This is a genomic window from Streptomyces sp. NPDC099050 (genome assembly GCF_044759865.1).
Taxonomy (GTDB): domain Bacteria; phylum Actinomycetota; class Actinomycetes; order Streptomycetales; family Streptomycetaceae; genus Streptomyces.
Genome location: NZ_JBIWAE010000012.1, coordinates 110,799 through 128,267 on the forward strand (window position 1 = coordinate 110,799; position 17,469 = coordinate 128,267).

Annotated in this window: 15 protein-coding genes; 3 read left to right on the forward strand and 12 right to left on the reverse strand. The window is 70.2% G+C overall.

What is annotated here, in order from left to right; genetic code table 11:
* Nucleotide 1: 1 nt before the first annotated feature.
* On the reverse strand, nucleotides 2–430 hold the full coding sequence (locus ACIQV3_RS21245) for a transposase (protein ID WP_403714139.1): 429 nt from the start codon (nucleotides 428–430) through the stop codon (nucleotides 2–4).
* Between ACIQV3_RS21245 and ACIQV3_RS21250 the strand changes: the two genes are divergently transcribed.
* Entirely contained in the window at nucleotides 359–1,357 is a 999-nt protein-coding gene (locus ACIQV3_RS21250) for an RICIN domain-containing protein (RefSeq protein ID WP_403713976.1), read from the forward strand. The genes ACIQV3_RS21245 and ACIQV3_RS21250 overlap by 72 nt on opposite strands.
* 215 nt (nucleotides 1,358–1,572) lie before the next feature.
* On the opposite strand, the gene ACIQV3_RS21255 is transcribed toward ACIQV3_RS21250, so the two are convergent.
* Nucleotides 1,573–1,812 carry a hypothetical protein gene (locus tag ACIQV3_RS21255; protein ID WP_403713977.1) on the reverse strand — a complete coding sequence of 80 codons (240 nt, stop codon included), beginning with the start codon at nucleotides 1,810–1,812 and terminating at the stop codon, nucleotides 1,573–1,575.
* Nucleotides 1,813–1,907: 95 nt separating this feature from the next.
* On the opposite strand from ACIQV3_RS21255, the gene ACIQV3_RS21260 reads away from it, so the two are divergent.
* Nucleotides 1,908–2,051, forward strand: coding sequence for a hypothetical protein (locus ACIQV3_RS21260; RefSeq protein ID WP_403713979.1), 144 nt, complete (start codon nucleotides 1,908–1,910; stop codon nucleotides 2,049–2,051).
* A gap of 142 nt (nucleotides 2,052–2,193) precedes the next feature.
* Here the strand turns inward: ACIQV3_RS21260 and ACIQV3_RS21265 are convergent, their stop codons facing one another.
* The 5 genes from ACIQV3_RS21265 to ACIQV3_RS21285 all read right to left on the reverse strand — a co-directional run bounded on the left by ACIQV3_RS21265 (nucleotide 2,194) and on the right by ACIQV3_RS21285 (nucleotide 10,748).
* Nucleotides 2,194–2,571: a hypothetical protein gene (locus ACIQV3_RS21265; RefSeq protein ID WP_403713980.1), complete on the reverse strand. Its 378-nt coding sequence runs from the start codon at nucleotides 2,569–2,571 to the stop codon at nucleotides 2,194–2,196.
* 928 nt (nucleotides 2,572–3,499) lie between these two features.
* Entirely contained in the window at nucleotides 3,500–4,741 is a 1,242-nt protein-coding gene (locus ACIQV3_RS21270; RefSeq protein ID WP_403713981.1) for a 3-deoxy-7-phosphoheptulonate synthase class II, read from the reverse strand.
* Nucleotides 4,742–4,987: 246 nt separating this feature from the next.
* Nucleotides 4,988–6,367, reverse strand: coding sequence for a salicylate synthase (locus ACIQV3_RS21275; protein ID WP_403713982.1), 1,380 nt, complete (start codon nucleotides 6,365–6,367; stop codon nucleotides 4,988–4,990).
* Between the two features lie 102 nt (nucleotides 6,368–6,469).
* Nucleotides 6,470–7,258: a thioesterase II family protein gene (locus ACIQV3_RS21280; protein WP_403713983.1), complete on the reverse strand. Its 789-nt coding sequence runs from the start codon at nucleotides 7,256–7,258 to the stop codon at nucleotides 6,470–6,472.
* Nucleotides 7,251–10,748, reverse strand: coding sequence for an amino acid adenylation domain-containing protein (locus ACIQV3_RS21285; RefSeq protein ID WP_403713984.1), 3,498 nt, complete (start codon nucleotides 10,746–10,748; stop codon nucleotides 7,251–7,253). The genes ACIQV3_RS21280 and ACIQV3_RS21285 overlap by 8 nt, the downstream gene beginning before the upstream one ends.
* 239 nt (nucleotides 10,749–10,987) lie before the next feature.
* On the opposite strand from ACIQV3_RS21285, the gene ACIQV3_RS21290 reads away from it, so the two are divergent.
* On the forward strand, nucleotides 10,988–12,628 hold the full coding sequence (locus ACIQV3_RS21290; protein WP_403713985.1) for a (2,3-dihydroxybenzoyl)adenylate synthase: 1,641 nt from the start codon (nucleotides 10,988–10,990) through the stop codon (nucleotides 12,626–12,628).
* A gap of 87 nt (nucleotides 12,629–12,715) precedes the next feature.
* On the opposite strand, the gene ACIQV3_RS21295 is transcribed toward ACIQV3_RS21290, so the two are convergent.
* The 5 genes from ACIQV3_RS21295 to ACIQV3_RS21315 all read right to left on the reverse strand — a co-directional run bounded on the left by ACIQV3_RS21295 (nucleotide 12,716) and on the right by ACIQV3_RS21315 (nucleotide 17,469).
* Nucleotides 12,716–12,922 carry an MbtH family protein gene (locus ACIQV3_RS21295; RefSeq protein WP_243340400.1) on the reverse strand — a complete coding sequence of 69 codons (207 nt, stop codon included), beginning with the start codon at nucleotides 12,920–12,922 and terminating at the stop codon, nucleotides 12,716–12,718.
* An 83-nt stretch (nucleotides 12,923–13,005) separates the two neighbouring features.
* A complete protein-coding gene (locus ACIQV3_RS21300; protein WP_403714140.1) occupies nucleotides 13,006–14,379 on the reverse strand; it encodes a lysine N(6)-hydroxylase/L-ornithine N(5)-oxygenase family protein in 1,374 nt (457 codons plus the stop codon).
* A complete protein-coding gene (locus ACIQV3_RS21305) occupies nucleotides 14,379–15,200 on the reverse strand; it encodes a thioesterase II family protein (protein ID WP_403713986.1) in 822 nt (273 codons plus the stop codon). The genes ACIQV3_RS21300 and ACIQV3_RS21305 overlap by 1 nt, the downstream gene beginning before the upstream one ends.
* A 267-nt stretch (nucleotides 15,201–15,467) precedes the next feature.
* Nucleotides 15,468–16,523 carry an ABC transporter substrate-binding protein gene (locus ACIQV3_RS21310; RefSeq protein WP_403713987.1) on the reverse strand — a complete coding sequence of 352 codons (1,056 nt, stop codon included), beginning with the start codon at nucleotides 16,521–16,523 and terminating at the stop codon, nucleotides 15,468–15,470.
* Between the two features lie 103 nt (nucleotides 16,524–16,626).
* Nucleotides 16,627–17,469 (reverse strand): ABC transporter ATP-binding protein, encoded by an 843-nt coding sequence (locus ACIQV3_RS21315; RefSeq protein WP_403713988.1) that lies wholly within the window; start codon nucleotides 17,467–17,469, stop codon nucleotides 16,627–16,629.

Here is a 17,469-nt window from a genome sequence, read left to right on the forward strand (position 1 = left end):
GCTACGAGGACGGTCGCCTCGTAGCGGACCGCGAGCTTGTCGTATCTCGCGGCTCCGGCACGGTGCCTTTGAGGCGATTGATGCCGCACTCGACTGCGTGCCGGGCTTTGTAGTCCTCAGCGTCGAACGTGGGCGGCCGGCCACCACGCGAGCCCAGCTTCTTGCGGTTGCGGGCCTGGTCTGCCTTGTCCGGGATGGTGCAACGGATACCACGCCTGCGCAGGTAAGCGCGGTTCTTGCGGGAGGCGTACGCCTTGTCGGCGCGGACCCGGTTCGGACGGGTGCGCGGTCTGCCCGAACCGGGACGGGAGACGCGGATCTTCTCCAGGACGGGTTCGAACTGCGGAGAGTCCCCTCGTTGTCCGGCAGTGATCACGATCGACATAGGCTTCTGGCCCTGCTCGACGGCCAGATGCAGCTTTGTCGTCAGACCGCCGCGCGAGCGCCCAAGGCCGTGGTCGTCCGGCTCCGCGCCGACACCGCTGGGCGGCTCCTTTTGCAGATCCCCCTTTTTCGCGCCCCGTCGGCGTGCTGGTGGGCCCGGCACACGGTGGAGTCGACGTTGATGTCCCAGGTGATGAGTTCGTTGGCGTCCGACTGGGCCTGCAGTTCAAACGGCGATTACATCAAGGCCAAGGGCGTAGCATTCGGCGCCGGTGCCGGCTCGTTCACCGCCAGGGTGGCCTCAGGCACCAGCGGCGGCCGAGTTGAGCTGCACCTGGACAGTCCTACTGGGCCGACGGTCGGGACATGCACGGTGTCGGGCACCGGAGGCTGGCAGACCTGTCGCACGGTCTCGTGCCCTGTCACCGGTGCGACCGGGACCCACGATCTGTACCTGCGCTTCGCCGGTGGCAGCGGGTACCTGTTCAATATGAACTGGTGGCAGTTCACCACCGGCCAGTCCACCTTCTCGTCAACCGCCGTCGCCCAGCACAGCGGGCACTGCCTGGACGACCCCAACCAGAGCACCACCGACGGCACTCAGTACCGGCAGTACACCTGCGGCGCCGGTGAGGAACAGCGGTTCGACTTCCGTCCGGTGCCAGGGGTGGCGGACACCTACTCCCTGGTGAACCGCCACAGCGGCAAGTGCCTCGACATCCGCGGTGTCTCCACCGCCAACGGTGAGGCGGTCCACCAGTGGACCTGCCACGGCGGCACGAACCAGCAGTTCACGCTGCGGCATGTCGCCGCCAACGACTACCAGCTCGTCGCGCTGCACAGCGGCAAGTGCGTGGACGTCAGCGGGATCTCCACCGCCGTCGGAGCATTGGTCCACCAGTGGACCTGTGACTCCGCCAGTGCCCTGGCCACCAAGAAAAACCAGGTCTGGCGCCTGACCGGCAAAAGCTGAACCACCACAGGGTCGGGCGGCGAGGACGAAGTCCCCGTCGGCCGGCAGGAACTGTTCGCGGTCGACGACCTCGGCGGCCATCCGGTAGGCCCGGCGCATCCCCTCAACGCCGTGCAGCCGCTTCACACGGATGCCGAGCACCGGCTGGAGGTGGGCGTGCAGCTTGTCGGCGAGCGGTTCGTCGTACGACAGCATCACCGCGTCGAACAGTGTGGTCATCGCAGGGCCTCCAGATAGCTGGCCGCCACGTGGGCGGGGGTGAGGTCGGCGGTGGCGGCGTGGGCGAGCTTGGCGTGCACCCGGTAGAACTCGCTGTCGGTGGCGAGCCGGGTGCCGATGGCCACGGCCTGGTCGGCGGTGTCGAAGAGGCGGTCTTCGTCGATGAGCTCGGCCAGCCACCCGGTGCGCGGGGCGATGACCGGCAGGCCCATGCCCTGGCAGTCGATGACGCTCATGGACCACGGACGGCCCGCGCGAAACGGCGCGATCCCGAAGCGTGCGCCGGCCAGCAGGTCGCGGAGTCGGCGGGGTCGCGCACCAGGCGCCCGTGATGGCCCTCCACCTGCGCGACATCGCCAAGCGGCTCGTCATCACCACGGGCACGAAGAAGGGACAACACCCCTCACCCGCCACCGTCATGCGCATGCTGCGCGAACACGACTGTGCACATCTCTTGACCGGTGACGCCCTGTGAGGCGTAGCGCATCTCGGCGTGACCTCGCCAGCGCGTGGGGGTGCGGGTGTGAGGGGGGTGGGTGTGAGGGGGGGTGGGAACTGAATACGTGAGAAAGGGGCCGTGGCCCGATCATGGCGATGTGAACGTGCTGCTCAGGTGCCTACGCGGTCGAGGCTCGCTCGGCGTCGTGAGCCTTGAACGCGTTGTACAGAGCGCGGCGGGACACCGTCCGCTCCTCACCGCTCGCGGGGGCCTGCCAGGGCGGCGGCCGCTGGTCGTGGTCGACGCCCCCACCCGTCCCCGTCGGCACCGCCTGCCCCACGATCACCGGAACGGCCGCCACTGCGGCCGGTCCCGCCACAGACACTGACGGTGAGTCATCCACCTTGTCCTGCACGGATGCCGTTCCCGGCCCGCTGTCCGCGCGACGTGTGGCGACCTCGCCCTCCTCGGCCTCCCGCACCGCCTCCAGCCAGGACTCGAGCTCTTCCCGCGCCAGCGCCTCACGGCACTCCAGCAAAGCGATCGCCGACGGCACTGCGCACCTCCTTGAGGGACAGAACCAACCGTCCACTGGCTGCCCCGCCCTGGCCGCTACCCCACCCAACCCTCGAGAAAACTGCAGCTCATCGAGCTGCAGCACGGTTCACCACCACGCTCTGATTCTGCCCGTCGTTCCGCCTGTCAAAAAAAGTCCGCACGGGTAGGCAACCTTTCCGGGCTGCCGGACCACTGAAGGTCGTCGGATCGACCGACACGATCGAAGGAGAGCTCCGCTATGCCCGTTCCACATCCGCGCCGCCGGTGGCGTTTCACGTTGGCGAGTGCCATGTCAGCGACCCTGCTTGTGGTGGTTGCCGGCTGCGGTGAGCCGTCGCATGCCGGGAATGTCGCCGCGAGCACCCCCACCGAGGCGGCGCCTGCGACGGCAGCGGTTTCGCCCATCCCATCGGCGCCTGCGACCACGGCGGCTTCACCGACTCCATCGGCTAGTGCGACCCCCAGCAAGGCGGCGAGCCCATCGGGTAAAACTTTCATGGGCAAGAGCACGGTGATGATCGGAAGAATATCGAATGATAAACCTTCGGTTGCCGCACCATTCGACGCTCAGTACCAATACGGACCCGCTTCGCTCTGGGTCACGGACGCCGCCGGGACGCCGAAGCTGCTACGGGTGCCGACCCCGGCCGATCGCAATCCGGCGCAATTCGCTACAGAGCGTGACCGTCGACCGGCCCCGACTTCGCGCCGCCAGGCATGAGTCCGGCACCTCCGCCGCATACGGAAAGCAGCCCTCGGCGGCGGCGCGGGCGCCCCGACGGGGCGCCCGGCCTGGCCCAGGAGACAATCCCGCCACGTCAGGCTGCCCGTCCCGTGTCGGTTCCGCGACCGCGGGAGCGGTCCCTCGGACCGCTCCCGGAGCGCCGAGGTGGATAGTGCACTCCGCGCCTTGTGGCTGTAAGACGTCAGAGGGTGGAGAGGACGGAAAGCCTGCGATCGGTTCCGTTCACCCGGGCGAGCTCGGAAAGCCGGGCGGCGAACTCACGCGCCTGGGTCCCGTTGAGCCTCGGATCGCAGGCCGTCTCGTAGCGCCGCGCCAGGTCGGCGTCGCTGATGCGCTGGAGCCCTCCCGTGCATTCCGTGACGTCGTCGGCGCACAGCTCCGCGTGAACGCCACCCGCGTGCGTTCCCAGCGTCCGGTGGACCTCGAAGAAGCCCCGGACTTCCTCCATCACCGACGAGAACTCCCGCGTCTTTCGGCCTGACGGCGACACGACCGTGTTGCCGTGCATCGGGTCGCACACCCATGAGACGGGTGAGCCCGAGGACTCGGCTGCCAGCACCAGGGCGGGGAGGACGTCGCGCACCCTGTCGGCACCCATGCGCGCGATGAAGGTGAGCCTGCCCGGTTCGCGGTGGGGGTCGAGGCGGTTGGCCAGGCTCACCACCATCGCGGGTGTGGCGGACGGCCCGAGTTTGACCGCGACGGGGTTGGCGATGGCCGCGAAGTACGCGAGGTGCGCGCCGGCGAGGTCCCTGGTCCGTTCCCCGATCCACAGCATGTGCCCGGAGGCGGCGTAGCGGCGCCCGCCGCGGGGATCGGTGCGCGTCAGCGCGGACTCGTAGTCGAGGAGCAGCCCTTCGTGCGAGACGAAGACCTCGGAGCGTCCGTGTCGCATGGCGCGCAGGTGGGAGAGGGTCGTCGCTGCCGACCGGTGGCTCTCCAGCAGGCGGACCGGGTCCGGCGTTCGCGCGGCGGGGGTGAAGTCCCTACCGTTGACGGCGTCCCCACGGTAGGCGGGCAGCGTTACGCCGTCCCGCGTCTCGTTCGGCTGCGAACGGGGCTTGGCGTACTGCCCGGCCATGCGTGCCACCGTGACGACCGGGAGCGAGGACGCCTCGGCGACGACGTCCGCCATGTCGCTCAGGAGTGCGGCCAGGGCGCCCACACGGTCGGCCGAGGAGTCCGCGAAGGTCTCCGCGCAGCTGCCGCCCTGGAGGAGCAATGCCTCCCCGCGCGCGACCTCGGCCATGCGGGAGGTCAGCCGGTCGCAGTCCTCGGCCGTGACGAGGCCGGGGTAGGAGGACAGTTCACGAAGGACGCGGTCGAGCGCTGCGGCGTCGGGCCACACCGGCTGCTGGGCCGCGGGCAGTGAACGCCAGTGGTGCTCGGCCGATGGCTGGATCCGGGCAGGGGGGAAGCGCACGTGGGTGTCCTGACTCGTGGTGGAGGAAGGGCATCCAGCGCGGCCGGCCCGTGTCGCCCGCCCGTGTGGGGAGTGGGAGACGGGACGGCGCGTGGCTGCTGACCGGCCTGCGGTGGTCAGGGGTGGTGACGACACTCGCTGCGGCCGGTGGTGTGGTCTGTGTGGCCCGCGTGTTCGGGTGGGACGTGGGCACGTTCCGGTCCTCCCCGGGATGCCGGGGAGGACCGGAACGGTTTCGCTTCCGGGTCAGTTGCTGCTTGCGGCGAACTCGGGTGCCCGCTCTGCCGCCGCCACGGAGCCGACCAGGTGGCGGGAGACGCTGCGGAGCTTCTCCCGCGTCTCTTCCAGCTCGCGTTCGGGGCGGGAGTCGCCGACGATGCCGGCGCCCGCGCGCAGCCATGTCGCCCCGCCACGCCGGTAGATGCTGCGCAGGACGAGCGCGGCGTCCAGGCCGCCGTCGGCGTCGACCGTCAGCACGGCGCCGCTGTACAGGCCGCGCGGTCCGTCCTCCAGCCGGGCGATGAGTTCGCAGGCGGGTGCCTTCGGGATGCCCGATGCGGTGATGGCCGGGAAGAGGGAGACGAGCGCGTCCCAGGGGCTGCTGCCTACGGCGAGTTGTCCGGTGAGCTTGGAGGCCAGGTGCTGAACGCTGCCCCGCTCCTTGATGATCATGAAGTCGTCCACGGTGACGGTCGCCGGGTCACAGACCGCCTCCATCTCGTCGACCGAGAGCCGCACCGATATGGCGTGCTCGAACACTTCCTTGGGGTCGCTGTACAGCTCGCGGCGCCGGGCCAGGTCCGAGACCGGGTCTCCGTCGAAGGCCCGGGTGCCGGCCAGGGGCTGAGTGGTGACCTCCCCGTCGACCGTGACGCGGGTCACGATCTCCGGGCTGAAGCCTGCCGCCTGCCAGCCGCCGAGGTTCAGCACGAAGGAACGGGCGGGGTCGTTGCCGCGCCGTCCGGCGAGGTAGGTCGCCGGAATGTCCACCGGCCCGGCCACGGGCACCCGTCGGGAGAGGATGACCTTCTGCAGGCGGCCCGCGCGTATCTCGTCGACGGCGAGGGCGACGTCGGCCTGGTACTTCTCCGCATCGTATTCCTGGACGTCGGCGTCGGCGTCGACCTCGTCGCGGACGGCGGCCTGCTCGGAGGCGGCGTCCAGGATGGCTTCGGAGAGGCGCAGTTCGAGCGCGTCCAGGTCACCCGGAGCGAGCGCCCGCAGGAGTACGGAGCCCTCCTCGAAGCGGATCTCGCGGGACGGGACCGCGAGGTGCATGACGGGGACCTCTCGGGCGAGCTCCTGGCTCCCGTGGATCACGTGGCTGAGCTCGAACGGAGCCCAGCCGTAGGCCCTCCAGTCGGCCGACGGCAGGGCCGCGAGAGCTCGCGCCACCGCGTCGACGACCAAACCCGTGGCGCCGGCCGGGAAGTGGCTGACGTCGTCGCCCTGTTCCAGAACCGCACCGGACGAGGTCGCGCGCACCGTGGCACAGGGGTTCTCGGCCCATCCGATCACGCCCCGGTTCTCGTAGAGCACGTACTCGGAGGTGCTGGAGGCCGCGAGTGCGGCGGCCACGGCGAGTGCGTCGCGGTCGAAAGGCAGCTGCCGCTCGTGAAAGGTCATATGGGTAGTCACGGACTTGTCGTCCCTTTCAGGAGGTCCTGATGTCGTGGAGGAGTTGTTCTGCCCCGTGGGAACCGGCGGCTTGTGGGTCAGTCGCACCGGTCAGTGGAGACTGCGGACGTGCGGGTCCGAGAGCGTTCGAGTGGCGCTCCGGACGACCTCGGGGGCCCGGTCGGAGAGGTAGAAGTGGCCTCCGAGGAAGCACTCCACCTCGACCGGGTTCTCGGCGACCTCGTCCCAGCGCGCGGCGTCCTGCGCCGAGACCCTGGGGTCCTGGTTGCCGTACATGACGGTCACGGGTGCGGCGACGCGCGGCCTGAGCTCGGGCACGTAGTGGTCGAGGAGGCGGAAGTCGGTGCGGAACGGCGGGAGGAGGGCGTCCCGCATGTCGGCGTCCTCGAAGAGCCCCTGAGGAATCCCTCCCAGCCCGTACAGGTACGCGATGAGCCCCGCGTCGTCCAGTTCCGAGATCCGGGACGGGACGTCGATCTGGGTACGGGGACTGGAGCGTCCGCTGACCACCAGGCCGGCCAGGTTCCGCGTGCCGGCCGCCTCCAGCAGTCGGGCCGTCTCGAAGGCGACGGACGCTCCCATGCTGTGGCCGAACAGGACCGTGGGCACGTCCAGGTACGGCAGGAGGGCGTCCCGTACTGCGGCCACGAGGACGGTCATCTCCTCGACCGGTTCCTCCCGGACGCGCCGCTCCCTTCCCGGGAGGCCCACGATCCGCACCTCCACGTCCGCCGGCACCAGCTCCGACCATCCCCGGAAGAACGCCGGGGACGACCCTGCGGGACCGAAGCACACGAGACGTGCTGCGGGGGCCCGCAGGGCCGAGTAGCAAGGAAGCCACTCGGGCCCTGCGGCTCGGCGGTGTGCCGGCTCAGCCATGAAGGGGCTCGCCCTGCGTCGTACCGTGGGGGGCCTCTTCCCGGAGCTGGGCCGCGAGCTCGTCCTCGCTGAGGGCCGAGACCTCCAGGTAGACCTCGGCCACGATCTCCAGGGTCTCCGGGTCCTCGACCCGGCCGGCCAGCGTCTCGGCCAGACGGCCGACCGTCAGACTGCCCAGCACGTCGTGGATCCGGACGTCCTGTGTGTCCAGGGCTTCGCGTAGCCGGCCGGTGAGCGCGGCCGCCAGGATGGAGTCGCCACCCAGGGCGAAGTAGTCGTCTTCCAGTCCGATCGGGCTCGTACGCAGGACCTGCTCCCACACCCCTGCGATGACCTTCTGCAAGGCGGAAACCGGAGGGGCGTGGACGCCCTTGCCGACCTGCTCTTCCGCCATGGCCCGCAACGCCTTGCGGTCGAGCTTGCCGTTCGGTGTCAGCGGGAGGGAGTCGGTGACCACGAGGCGGTCGGGGACCATGTGGGCCGGCAGGCGTGTGGCGGCATGGGTGGCGAGGTCCGTGTCGGAGACCTGGCTGCCTTCCCGCGTCACGACGACGGCCGCGAGCTGCTGGGAGGCGGACGTCTTGAGGACCATGGCGGCGGCGTAGCGGATCTCCGCGTGGTCGGCGAGTGCCGCTTCGATCTCGCCGAGCTCGATGCGGAAACCGCGGATCTTCACCTGGTCGTCGGCCCGGCCGAGGAAGTCGATCGTGCCATCGGGCCAGTAGCGTGCCCGGTCGCCCGTGCGGTACCAGCGCAGTCCGTCGACATCGACGAAGCGGTCGGCGGTCCGTTCGGGGTCCGCCCGGTAGCCGTCGGCCACGCCCGCGCCACCGATCCACAGTTCGCCGGCCACCCAGTCGGGACAGTCGCGGCCCTGTGCGTCCACGACGCGGCACCGCACGTTCCGCAGCGGTGTGCCGTAGGGGACGCTCGTCCAGCCGTCGGGCACGGATCCCTCCACGACCTCCTGGATGGTGGAGTGGATGGCGGTCTCGGTCGTGCCGCCGAGGGCGAGGAACCGGCAGCCCGGAGCCTGGGCGTGCAGACGGCGCGGGAGATCGGCCCCGACCCAGTCCCCGCCGAGCAGTACGGCACGCAGGCCGTGGCCGAGCGGAGCCCGTTCGCCCTCGCCGAGGAGCATGGCGAGCAGGCTGGGGACGCAGTTCAGCACGGTGACCTGCTGCTCGCGGACCAGGGCGGCCCAGGCGGCGGTGTCCCGGCGGGTGTCGTCGTCCACGGTGACGATCGCGCCGCCCACCGAGAGCGGGGCGAAGAGGTCGAAGACCGACAGGTCGAAGTCGAGTGCGGACAGGGCCAGGGTGCGGTCCGACGGGCCGAGCGCGAGGCGCTCCACGAGGTCGTCGATGGTGTTGGCGGCCGCGCGGTGCGAGACCTCCACGCCCTTCGGCTCGCCGGTGGAGCCCGAGGTGAACAGTACGTAGGCCAGTTCGGCCGGGTCGGCGAAGTGGGGTGCCTGCAGGGGCTCGTGCGCCGCGGCGACGGTGTAGGCGATCGCGTCCGGCTCCTCGCCCGCGCGGGAGAGGACGGCCTTGACGCCGGCGCGCTCGCGAATGCGCTGGACCCGGGCGCCCGGCTGCTCGATGCCGATGGGTACGTAGTGCCCGCCGACGGCCAGGACGGCGAGGACGGCCGCGATCTGCTCGGGGCCCTTCGGCAGACGCACGGCGACGGCGTCGCCCTGGCCCACGCCGTGCGCGGCGAGGGCTCCTGCCACCCGGAGGGCCTCCTGCGCGAGCTGTCCGTAGGTACGTACAAGACCGGAGGCGTTGACGAGCGCGGGCCGGTCCGGCTCCGCCTCGGCGTGCTGGAAGAAGGCGTGGTGCAGGGGGCGCCGCGGGAGCGGGCCGTCCGTCGCGTTGGCCTCGTCCCGGACGGTCCGGCTCGTGGCGGACAGCGTCTCCGTGGCGGCGACGTCCCATGCCGATCCGTCCGCCACCTGCCCGAGCAGGGTGCGGAACGCCGCGAACATCTCGTCCGGGACACCGTCGGGCAGCGAGTGGGCGCGTACGTCCCAGTTGACCAGCAGCCCGTCGTGGAGCTCGGTGACCTGGGCGTCGAGAACGACCTGGGGACCCTGGGAGATGATGTGGACGGGCTCGCCCAGGACGCGTTCGACCCGCGCTCCGAAGAGCTCGCCGAGGTCGAGGGCGCTGGTGAAGACCACGGGGGCGAGTACCTGGGCGCCGTGCTCCCGGGACAGGTCCCGGAGTACATCCACGCCGGAGTACGAGGAGTGGGCCACGGCCTCGTGCATCGAGTCCTGCACGGTCTGCGCGCGCTCCGCGAACTCCATGGGGGCCGACACGTCGATGTCGAGCATGACCGAGCTGGTGAAGTCACCGACGAGACGGTCGACATCGGGGTGCAGCGGACGCCGGTCGAACATCGGAACGTTCAGCAGGAAGCGGGGCACACCGCTCCACGCGCCGAGGGTCTCGGCGAACACCGTCGCGACGGCGACAGCGGGGGTGACGGCGTGCCTGCGTGCCTGGCGTACGAGGCCGCGCCGTTCCTTGGGGTCGAGCCAGTGGTGCAGGCGCACGACCCGGTTCGGGTCGCTGCGCTGGGCCTCGGGCCGGGCCGGCAGGTCGGGGGCGCCGGGCAGGTCGGCCAGCCTTCCCTGCCACCATGCGATGTCCTCGTCACGGGGCCGCTGGTCGCGACGCTCGGCGAGGTACTGGGCGTACTGGTAGTCCAAGGGGGCGAGCGGGGTTCCCGGCTCCTCGTACAGGGTCACGAGGTCGGCGAGCAGGGTCCGGTAGCTGCGTGCGTCCGCCGCGAGCATGTCCACGTCGACGTGTACCCGGGTGCGGCCTTCCGGGAGCAACGTCACCCTGACGTCGATCACATGGCCGTCCTCCACCGGGAGGAGCTGGTGGGAGAGCTGCCTGCGGAGCCCTTCCGTCCTCTCGGCGATCTCTTCCTCGCCCGCGTCGCGCAGGTCGAGGACGGGAAGGACGCTGCCGTGCCGCCAGGGCTCGATCACCTGGCGGCCGTCGTCGAGGATGCGGGCCCGCAGCATGTGGTGGTGGCCCGCCAGCGCGGCCACGGCCGCGCCCAGCCGGTCCGGGTCCAGGTCCTTGCCGTCGAACTCCGTGTAGAGGTGGGCGGCAACGGATCCAAGTGTCTGGCTGCCGCCGCGGCCCACCCAATAGGCGTGCTGCATGGGCGCCAGTTGGAACGCCTCGCCCTCGGGAACGAGGGTCTCGGCGGTCCTGACGCTCCCTGCGGGGCGCACACCCTCCGAGCCGGCCGCGTCCGCCAGCAGCTGAGCCCAGGCTCGCAGGGTGGGATTGCCGGCCAGGGCGGCGAACCCGATGTCGAGGCCCTCCTGTCGCAGGAACCCGGATACTCGCATCAGGCGGAGCGAGTCCATGCCCAGCGCGATCAGATGATCATCGTCGCCCGGAACCGGACTGCCGGGAAGCAGGTCGGCGACTATGCGTCGTAGATCGTCCAGGGTGGGCATGAGCTGGCCTTTCATCGTGGTTCGGCTCGGAAACGGGCTATTGACGGGCATATCCGGTCATACCCGAATACCTTTCAACGGAGTTCGAAAGAACCCGGCGAGTGTAGGCATAGTTAGGCTAGCCTAACCATTGCCCCATGGCATCCCCCAACTCGGACATCGGCACGTCCCGATTCGCCCGTAGTGGCCGCACGTCAGATCGAGTTGCCGGGACGGAATCGAAGGAGATTGAGCAAGTAATGAGCACCAACGTCCCAACGCCCGTCGCACCACTGCCTTCTGGCCTCACCCCCTGGCCGGATCAGGACAGGGATCGCTACACGGCCGACGGGTACTGGGACGGCAGGACCCTGGGGCGCCTCCTACGGGACTGGACGGATTCCCACGGCCGCCGTCTCGCCGTAGTGGCCGGTGAGGAACGTCTCACCTACCGGCAACTCGACCAGCGGGCGGACCGCATGGCGGCGGGGCTGGTGGATCTCGGCATTCGCTCGGGCGACCGCGTGGTGGTCCAGCTGTCCAACACGGCCGCCTTCCCCGTACTGTTCTTCGCCCTCGCCCGGATGGGCGCGATCCCCGTTCTCACCCTGCCGGCTCACAGGATCACCGAAATCGGGCATCTCGCCCGGCTCTCCGAGGCCGTCGCGTACGTCATTCCCGATGAGGTCTCCGGCTTCGACTACCGCGAACTCGCCGATCAGGTGCGGGCCCAGGCCCCCACGGTGGCCCACGTCCTCGTCGATGGCGACCCCGGCAAGCACACGGCCCTGACCTCGGTGGACGGGGAGCCGCGCGAGTTCGACGATCCCGACCCCTACGACATCGCGCTCCTCCTCGTGTCGGGCGGAACCACCGGGGTCCCGAAGCTGATCCCCCGCACGCACAACGACTACGGCTTCAACGCCAGGGCCAGCGCGGAGGCGTGCGATCTCGACCGTGACACCGTGTACCTGGCATGCCTGCCCGTCGCCCACAACTTCCCGCTCGCCTGCCCCGGCATGCTCGGCGCCTTCAGCGTCGGCGGCACCGTCGTCCTCTCCCCCTCGCCGGCTCCGGGCGACGCCTTCCCGCTGATCGAGGAGGAGGGGGTGACCCACACCGCTCTGGTCCCGCCCCTCATCCCGCTGTGGGTGGAGGCCGCCCAGTGGGACACCGCCGACCTCTCTTCCCTCGAAGTCCTGCAGGCCGGTGGGTCCAAGCTCTCCGAGGAGCTCGCACGGGCCATTCCGGGCGCCCTCGGATGCCGCGTCCAGCAGGTCTTCGGCATGGCGGAGGGCCTCCTCAACTACACGCGCACCGAGGACGACGAGGATACGGTGGCCATCACGCAGGGCAGGCCGATGTGCGCCGACGACGAGCTCCGCATCGTCGACGCGGCCGGCCACGACGTCGCCGAGGGCGAGACCGGCGAGTTGCTGGTCCGCGGCCCCTACACCCTGCGCGGCTACTACCGCGCGCCCGAGGTGAACGCCCACGCGTTCACGAGCGACGGCTACTACGCCTCGGGAGACCTGGTGCGCCGCCTGCCGTCCGGTCACCTGATCGTCACCGGCCGGGTGAAGGACACCATCGACCGCAACGGTGAGAGCGTTTCGGCCGAGGAGGTGGAGCTCCACGTCCAGTCGCATCCCGACGTCGACCGGTGCGCGGCCTTCGGCCTGGCCGACGTCGACGGCGAAGGCCAGATCATCTGCGTGGCGTACCTGCCCGTCAAGGGCAGCGAGCCCCTGGAGGTCGCCGAGATCCGCCGCTTCCTGATCGAACGCGGGGTCGCGGCCTTCAAGCTCCCCGATCGCTTGATGGCGGTCGACGAACTGCCGCTCACCGCCATCGGCAAGATCGACAAGAAGGTCCTCGCCCAGCGCGTACCGACGGCCTGAGTGACCGAACGGAACAAGGCCTGCGCAGCCACGACCCCTTGAAGGGTTCGTGGCTGCGCAGGCCTGCCGCGTGGGCTGCCCGGCAGGTCAGCCCTGGGCAATCAGGCTCGCGGGCCGCATGTCGGTCCAGTTCGCCTCGATGTACGACGCGCAGCTCTCGCGGGACTCCTCGCCGTGGACGACCGTCCAGCCGGCCGGCACCTCGGCGAAGGCGGGCCAAAGCGAGTGCTGGTTCTCCGCGTTGACCAGAACCAGGTAGCGGGCGTCCTGATCCTCGAACGGGTTGGTGGCCATCGTTGTTGCTCCTTGCGCTTTCAGTGACGGTGTCGGTGTTGCGTGAGGGTGTTCTGTTCTCGGGGCAGCGAGGCCGGCTCCGCTCAGCCGAAGGCGGCGGCCACACCCTCGACGGATCCCGCCTCGGCGTCTTGCTGGGCGCGCATTTCGCGCTTCGCGCGGCCGAGCAGCAAGGAGTCGCAGATCTCGCCCGAGCGCACCGCGAGGGTGGACAGGAGCGACGCGGTGAGGCCGTGGGAGTGCTCGGTGCCGCCGCCCTGGAGGTAGATGCCGGCACGGATCCGGTCGGTGGTGAGCACACGGTAGTCACGGGAGATCCGGAGCCGGCCGCGGCCGTCGGTCAAGCAGTCGTCCATCAGGTCCCCCAGCAGCTCGGCGGGATCCGAAGGCCTGTACCCCGTGGCGAGCACCACCGCGTCGCAGTCGAGCACGTACTGCTCGCCGTTGGTGAGGGAGCGGACCACGACGCGTGCTCCGTCGGGCAGTTCCTCGACACCGGCCAGCGCCGTGGCGTTCAGGATCCGGAGCCGCTCCACGCCGGCGACCTTCTCCTGGTAGGAGGTCCGGTAGAGCTGCTCGATCAGTTCTCCGTCGACCACCGCGTAGTTGGTGTTCCCGTGGTACGCCAGCATGCTCTGCTTGACGTCATCGGGAGCCACGTAGAACTCGTCGACAGCCTTCGGGTCGAAGATCCGGTTGGCGAACGGACTGTCGTCGGCGGGGCTGTACCCGTAGCGGGTGAACACGGCACAGACTTCGGCGTCGGGGAAGGTTCGGTGCAGGTAGTCCGCGGTCTCCGCCGCGGACTGTCCGGCGCCGACCACGACGAACCTGCGATGCGGACGCTCCGCCAGCTCGGGAGCGCGGAAGAGCAGTTCCCTGTTGTGCCAGACGTGCGGGCCCTCGGTGATCCCGTCCGGGACGTGCGGCAGGAGGCCGGTCCCGACCGCGACGTTGTAGGCGCGCAGGACGGTCTCGCCCTCGGTCCCGTCCGACGGCCGCGCGAGCACTTCGAGGGCATCGACCGGGCCGTCGCCGGCGGCGGCGCGTACGGTCACCGCCGCAGTTCCGTACGCCACGCTGTCGTCGAACTGGCGGGCGCACCAACGGAAGTAGTCGTGGAACTCCAGCCGGGTGGGGAAGAAGGACTTCTGGTTGATGAAGTCCGCGAGGCGTCCCCGTTCCTGCAGGTAGTGCAGGAAGGTGAAGCGGCTTCCGGGGTTGCGCATGGTCGCGAGGTCCTTCAGGAAGGAAACCTGCATCGTCGCGCCTTCGAGCAGCATGCCGGGGTGCCAGCTGAAGCTCTGCTGGCTCTCGACGAACGCGGACCGTACGACTCCGGCGGCCTCGCTCTGCTGGTTGTGCTCCGCGATGGCGATGGCCAGAGCCAGGTTGGACGGCCCGAAGCCGATGCCCACCAGGTCCTCGGCGCTCGCGTCGGGGCGGCGTATCGACATCATCGTCCTCTCGTCTGCTCATGATGGGAGGCCGGACTCGTCCGAGGGGTGTCGTCGGAACGGTCTGGCCGGTTACTCGGTTCCGTCATTGCCAGTACCTCGGCGATGACGCCCGAGGTGCGGCCGACCAGGTAGAAGTGGCCGCCCGGAAAGGCCCGGACACCTGCGAAGCGTTCGGTGGCGCCCGACCAGCGCTCGGCGTCCGCGACCGAGACCGTGGGGTCGTCCTGCCCGACCAGTACCCGCAGGGGCGTACGGAGGCGGGGGGCCGGTCGCGGGCGGTGTGTCCCGAGGAGGCCCAGGTCGGCCCGGAACGCCGTGAGGATCACGGCGCGGGCCTCCGGGTCCGCCAGCAGCTCCGCAGGGGTTCCGCCCAGCTCGACGAGCCAGGCTGCGAGCTCCTGGTCGTCCGGCTCCCGGTACTCCTGCGCGGCAGAAGTACCAGGCGGTTCAGGACTCGAACAGCCCGACACCACGAGGCCGGCCGGCGATGGACCCCCGTCCGCCTCCAGCCTCCGCGTGGTCTCCCACGCGAGTACGGCCCCCATGCTGTGACCGAACAGGACCGTGCGCCGGTCCATGAAGGGGCGCACGGCGGCGGCCACCTCGCCCACCAGGACGGACAGGTCCGTCGCCGGCGGTTCCGCCGCGCGCGCCTCCCGCCCCGGCAGGACGCATGCCAGGACCTCCAGTTCGGGAGGCCCGGAGCGCGCCCACTCCAGGAAGAAGGCCGGGGAGCCGCCGGCCGGGCCGAAGCAGATGACGCGGCAGGGTGCGTCGGGCCTCGGTACGTAGCTGCGGAACCAGGGGCCGTTCACCACGGCCGCCCCCGTCCTGACATGGCTCCCGGTACGGATCCGCGACGGCCGAGCCGGTCTGTGGCGGGCATGTGCGCTGGTCCTTCCCCGATAGCCGTCCTGATGCGCTCCGTATGGTCGCCGCGCACGGCAGCTGACGTACGGATTCCGCCGCAGGAACCTCGGTAAGGCTAACCTAACTCACGCAAAGGGTTTACGTCATCTGCCGGTTGTTCACGGCTGTCGGCGGGCCCTCCCCGCGGATCCGGGGCGCGGAGGGCCGCCCAGCTGCTACTTGACGACGTTGACGTCGGCCTTGCCGATGGCCGCGGCGAGGTCCGTCAGCACCTTGGTGAACCGCTGGTAGGTGAACGGGGTTTCCGTCTGCCAGGGCTCGACCTGACCGGCCACGACCGCCGGGCTGGCCTTCCACGTCGGGTAGGCGGCCTTCATCTGCTCGTTGTCCAGGCCGCCTTCGGGGCGCGCGTCCTCCAGGAGGAGGTCGGCCTTGTACTTGCCGCCCTGCTCCCAGCTCAGCGACTCGAATCCGGCCTCGGGGGTCTGCGGCTTGACCAGCTTCACGCCGAGCTGCTCGAAGTACTTGACGTCGCCGTGGAAGGTGGGGTCGGCGACGAAGAGGGTGTCCTTGGTGCCGGAGACGACCGCGACCGAAAGGTCGGGCTTGGCTGCGGCGGCCTTCTTCACGGATTCGGCGGCGGCCTCGAAGTCGGCCTTGGCCTTGGCGATCTCGGGGCTGTTCGGGTCGGCGCCCAGGGCCGCGGCGAGCTCGCCGAAGCGCTTCACGGCGTCCGGTACGGCGACGCCCATCAGCTGGATGACCGCGATGGGCGCGATCTTCTCGACCTTGGCGTAGACCTCTTCCGGCAGGTACCAGACCATCGGGCCGTAGGCGATGGTCACGATGAGGTCGGGCTTGAGGGCGATCAGCTTCTCCAGCTGGATCTCGCCGAACGCGGTGCCCACCGACTCGGTCTTGGTGAGGTCGATGTTGCCGATCTGCGGGCTGGGCTTGCCGTCCGCCGTCTTCTGCGGGCCGAAGAGGCCGACCGGCTTGATGCCGAAGTCCCACAGCGCCGCGGCTGGGTGGGCCTGGGCGACGATGCGCTCGGGACGCTTCGGCAACTCGATCTTCTTGCCCCGGTCGTCGGTGAACGACCACGGCCCGGCCGGCGCGGCCGACGTGGAGGGCTTCGCGGAGTCGGTCTTCTTCTTGTCGTCGCCGCTGCCGCAGGCGACGAGCAGACCGCTCGCGGCGAGGGCGCCGCCGAGGGCGAGGAAGTTGCGGCGGCCGATCGGGGCCGAGGAGCGGGAGCTGAAGGTGGGCATGGTGATGTCCTTTCGGAGTACGGGCAGGCGTGGTCACGGCAGGGCGCAGTGACGGGCACCGGTGATGTGGGGTGTGCGGGGCGGGCGGCGGGCGCCCGCCCCGTCAGAGCGAGCGGGCCGGGGAGGCGGCGTCTCGGGGAGATTTGCTCCCGTGGTGCCGGCCGAAGGGGATGATGTGCGGGCCCCCGCTGATCGGGTCGTCGATCAACGTGCACTGGAGCCCGAAGACTTCCTCTACGAGGCGCTGCGTGATCACCTCGTCCGGCCGGCCTTCGGCCACCACCGCTCCGCTTCGCATCGCGATGATGTGGTCGGCGTAGCGGCAGGCGTGGTTGAGGTCGTGGAGGACCAGCACGATGGTTTTGCCGCGCTGCTGGTTCAGGTCGACGACCAGGTCCAGGATCTCCATCTGGTGCATGAGGTCCAGGTGGTTGGTGGGCTCGTCCAGCAGGAGCACCGGGGTGTCCTGGGCCAGGGCCATGGCGATCCAGGCGCGCTGGCGCTGGCCTCCGGACAGCTCGTCGAGGTCGCGTTCCGCCTCGGCTAGCAGGCCGGTCGCGGCGAGGGCGTCGGCGACGACCTTCTCGTCCTCCGGCGACCACTGCCTCCACCAGGACTGGTGCGGGCTGCGGCCACGCTTCACGAGGTCCAGCACGGTGATCCCGTCCGGAGCGGAGGGCGTCTGGGGAAGCATGCCGAGGCGGCGTGCGAGGTCCTTGCCGCGCAGGGTGTGGATGGCCTCTCCGTCCAGGTAGACGGCGCCTTCCTTCGGGGTGAGGAGTCGCGCGAGTCCCTGGAGCAGGGTCGACTTGCCGCAGGCGTTCGCGCCGACGACCGCCGTCACCTTGCCGGGCGGTATGGCCACGTCGAGGCCGTCCACGACGCGCCGGCCGTCGTAGGCGAGGGTGAGGCCCTCGGCGCTCAGGCCCTTCTTCGGTCGCTCCAC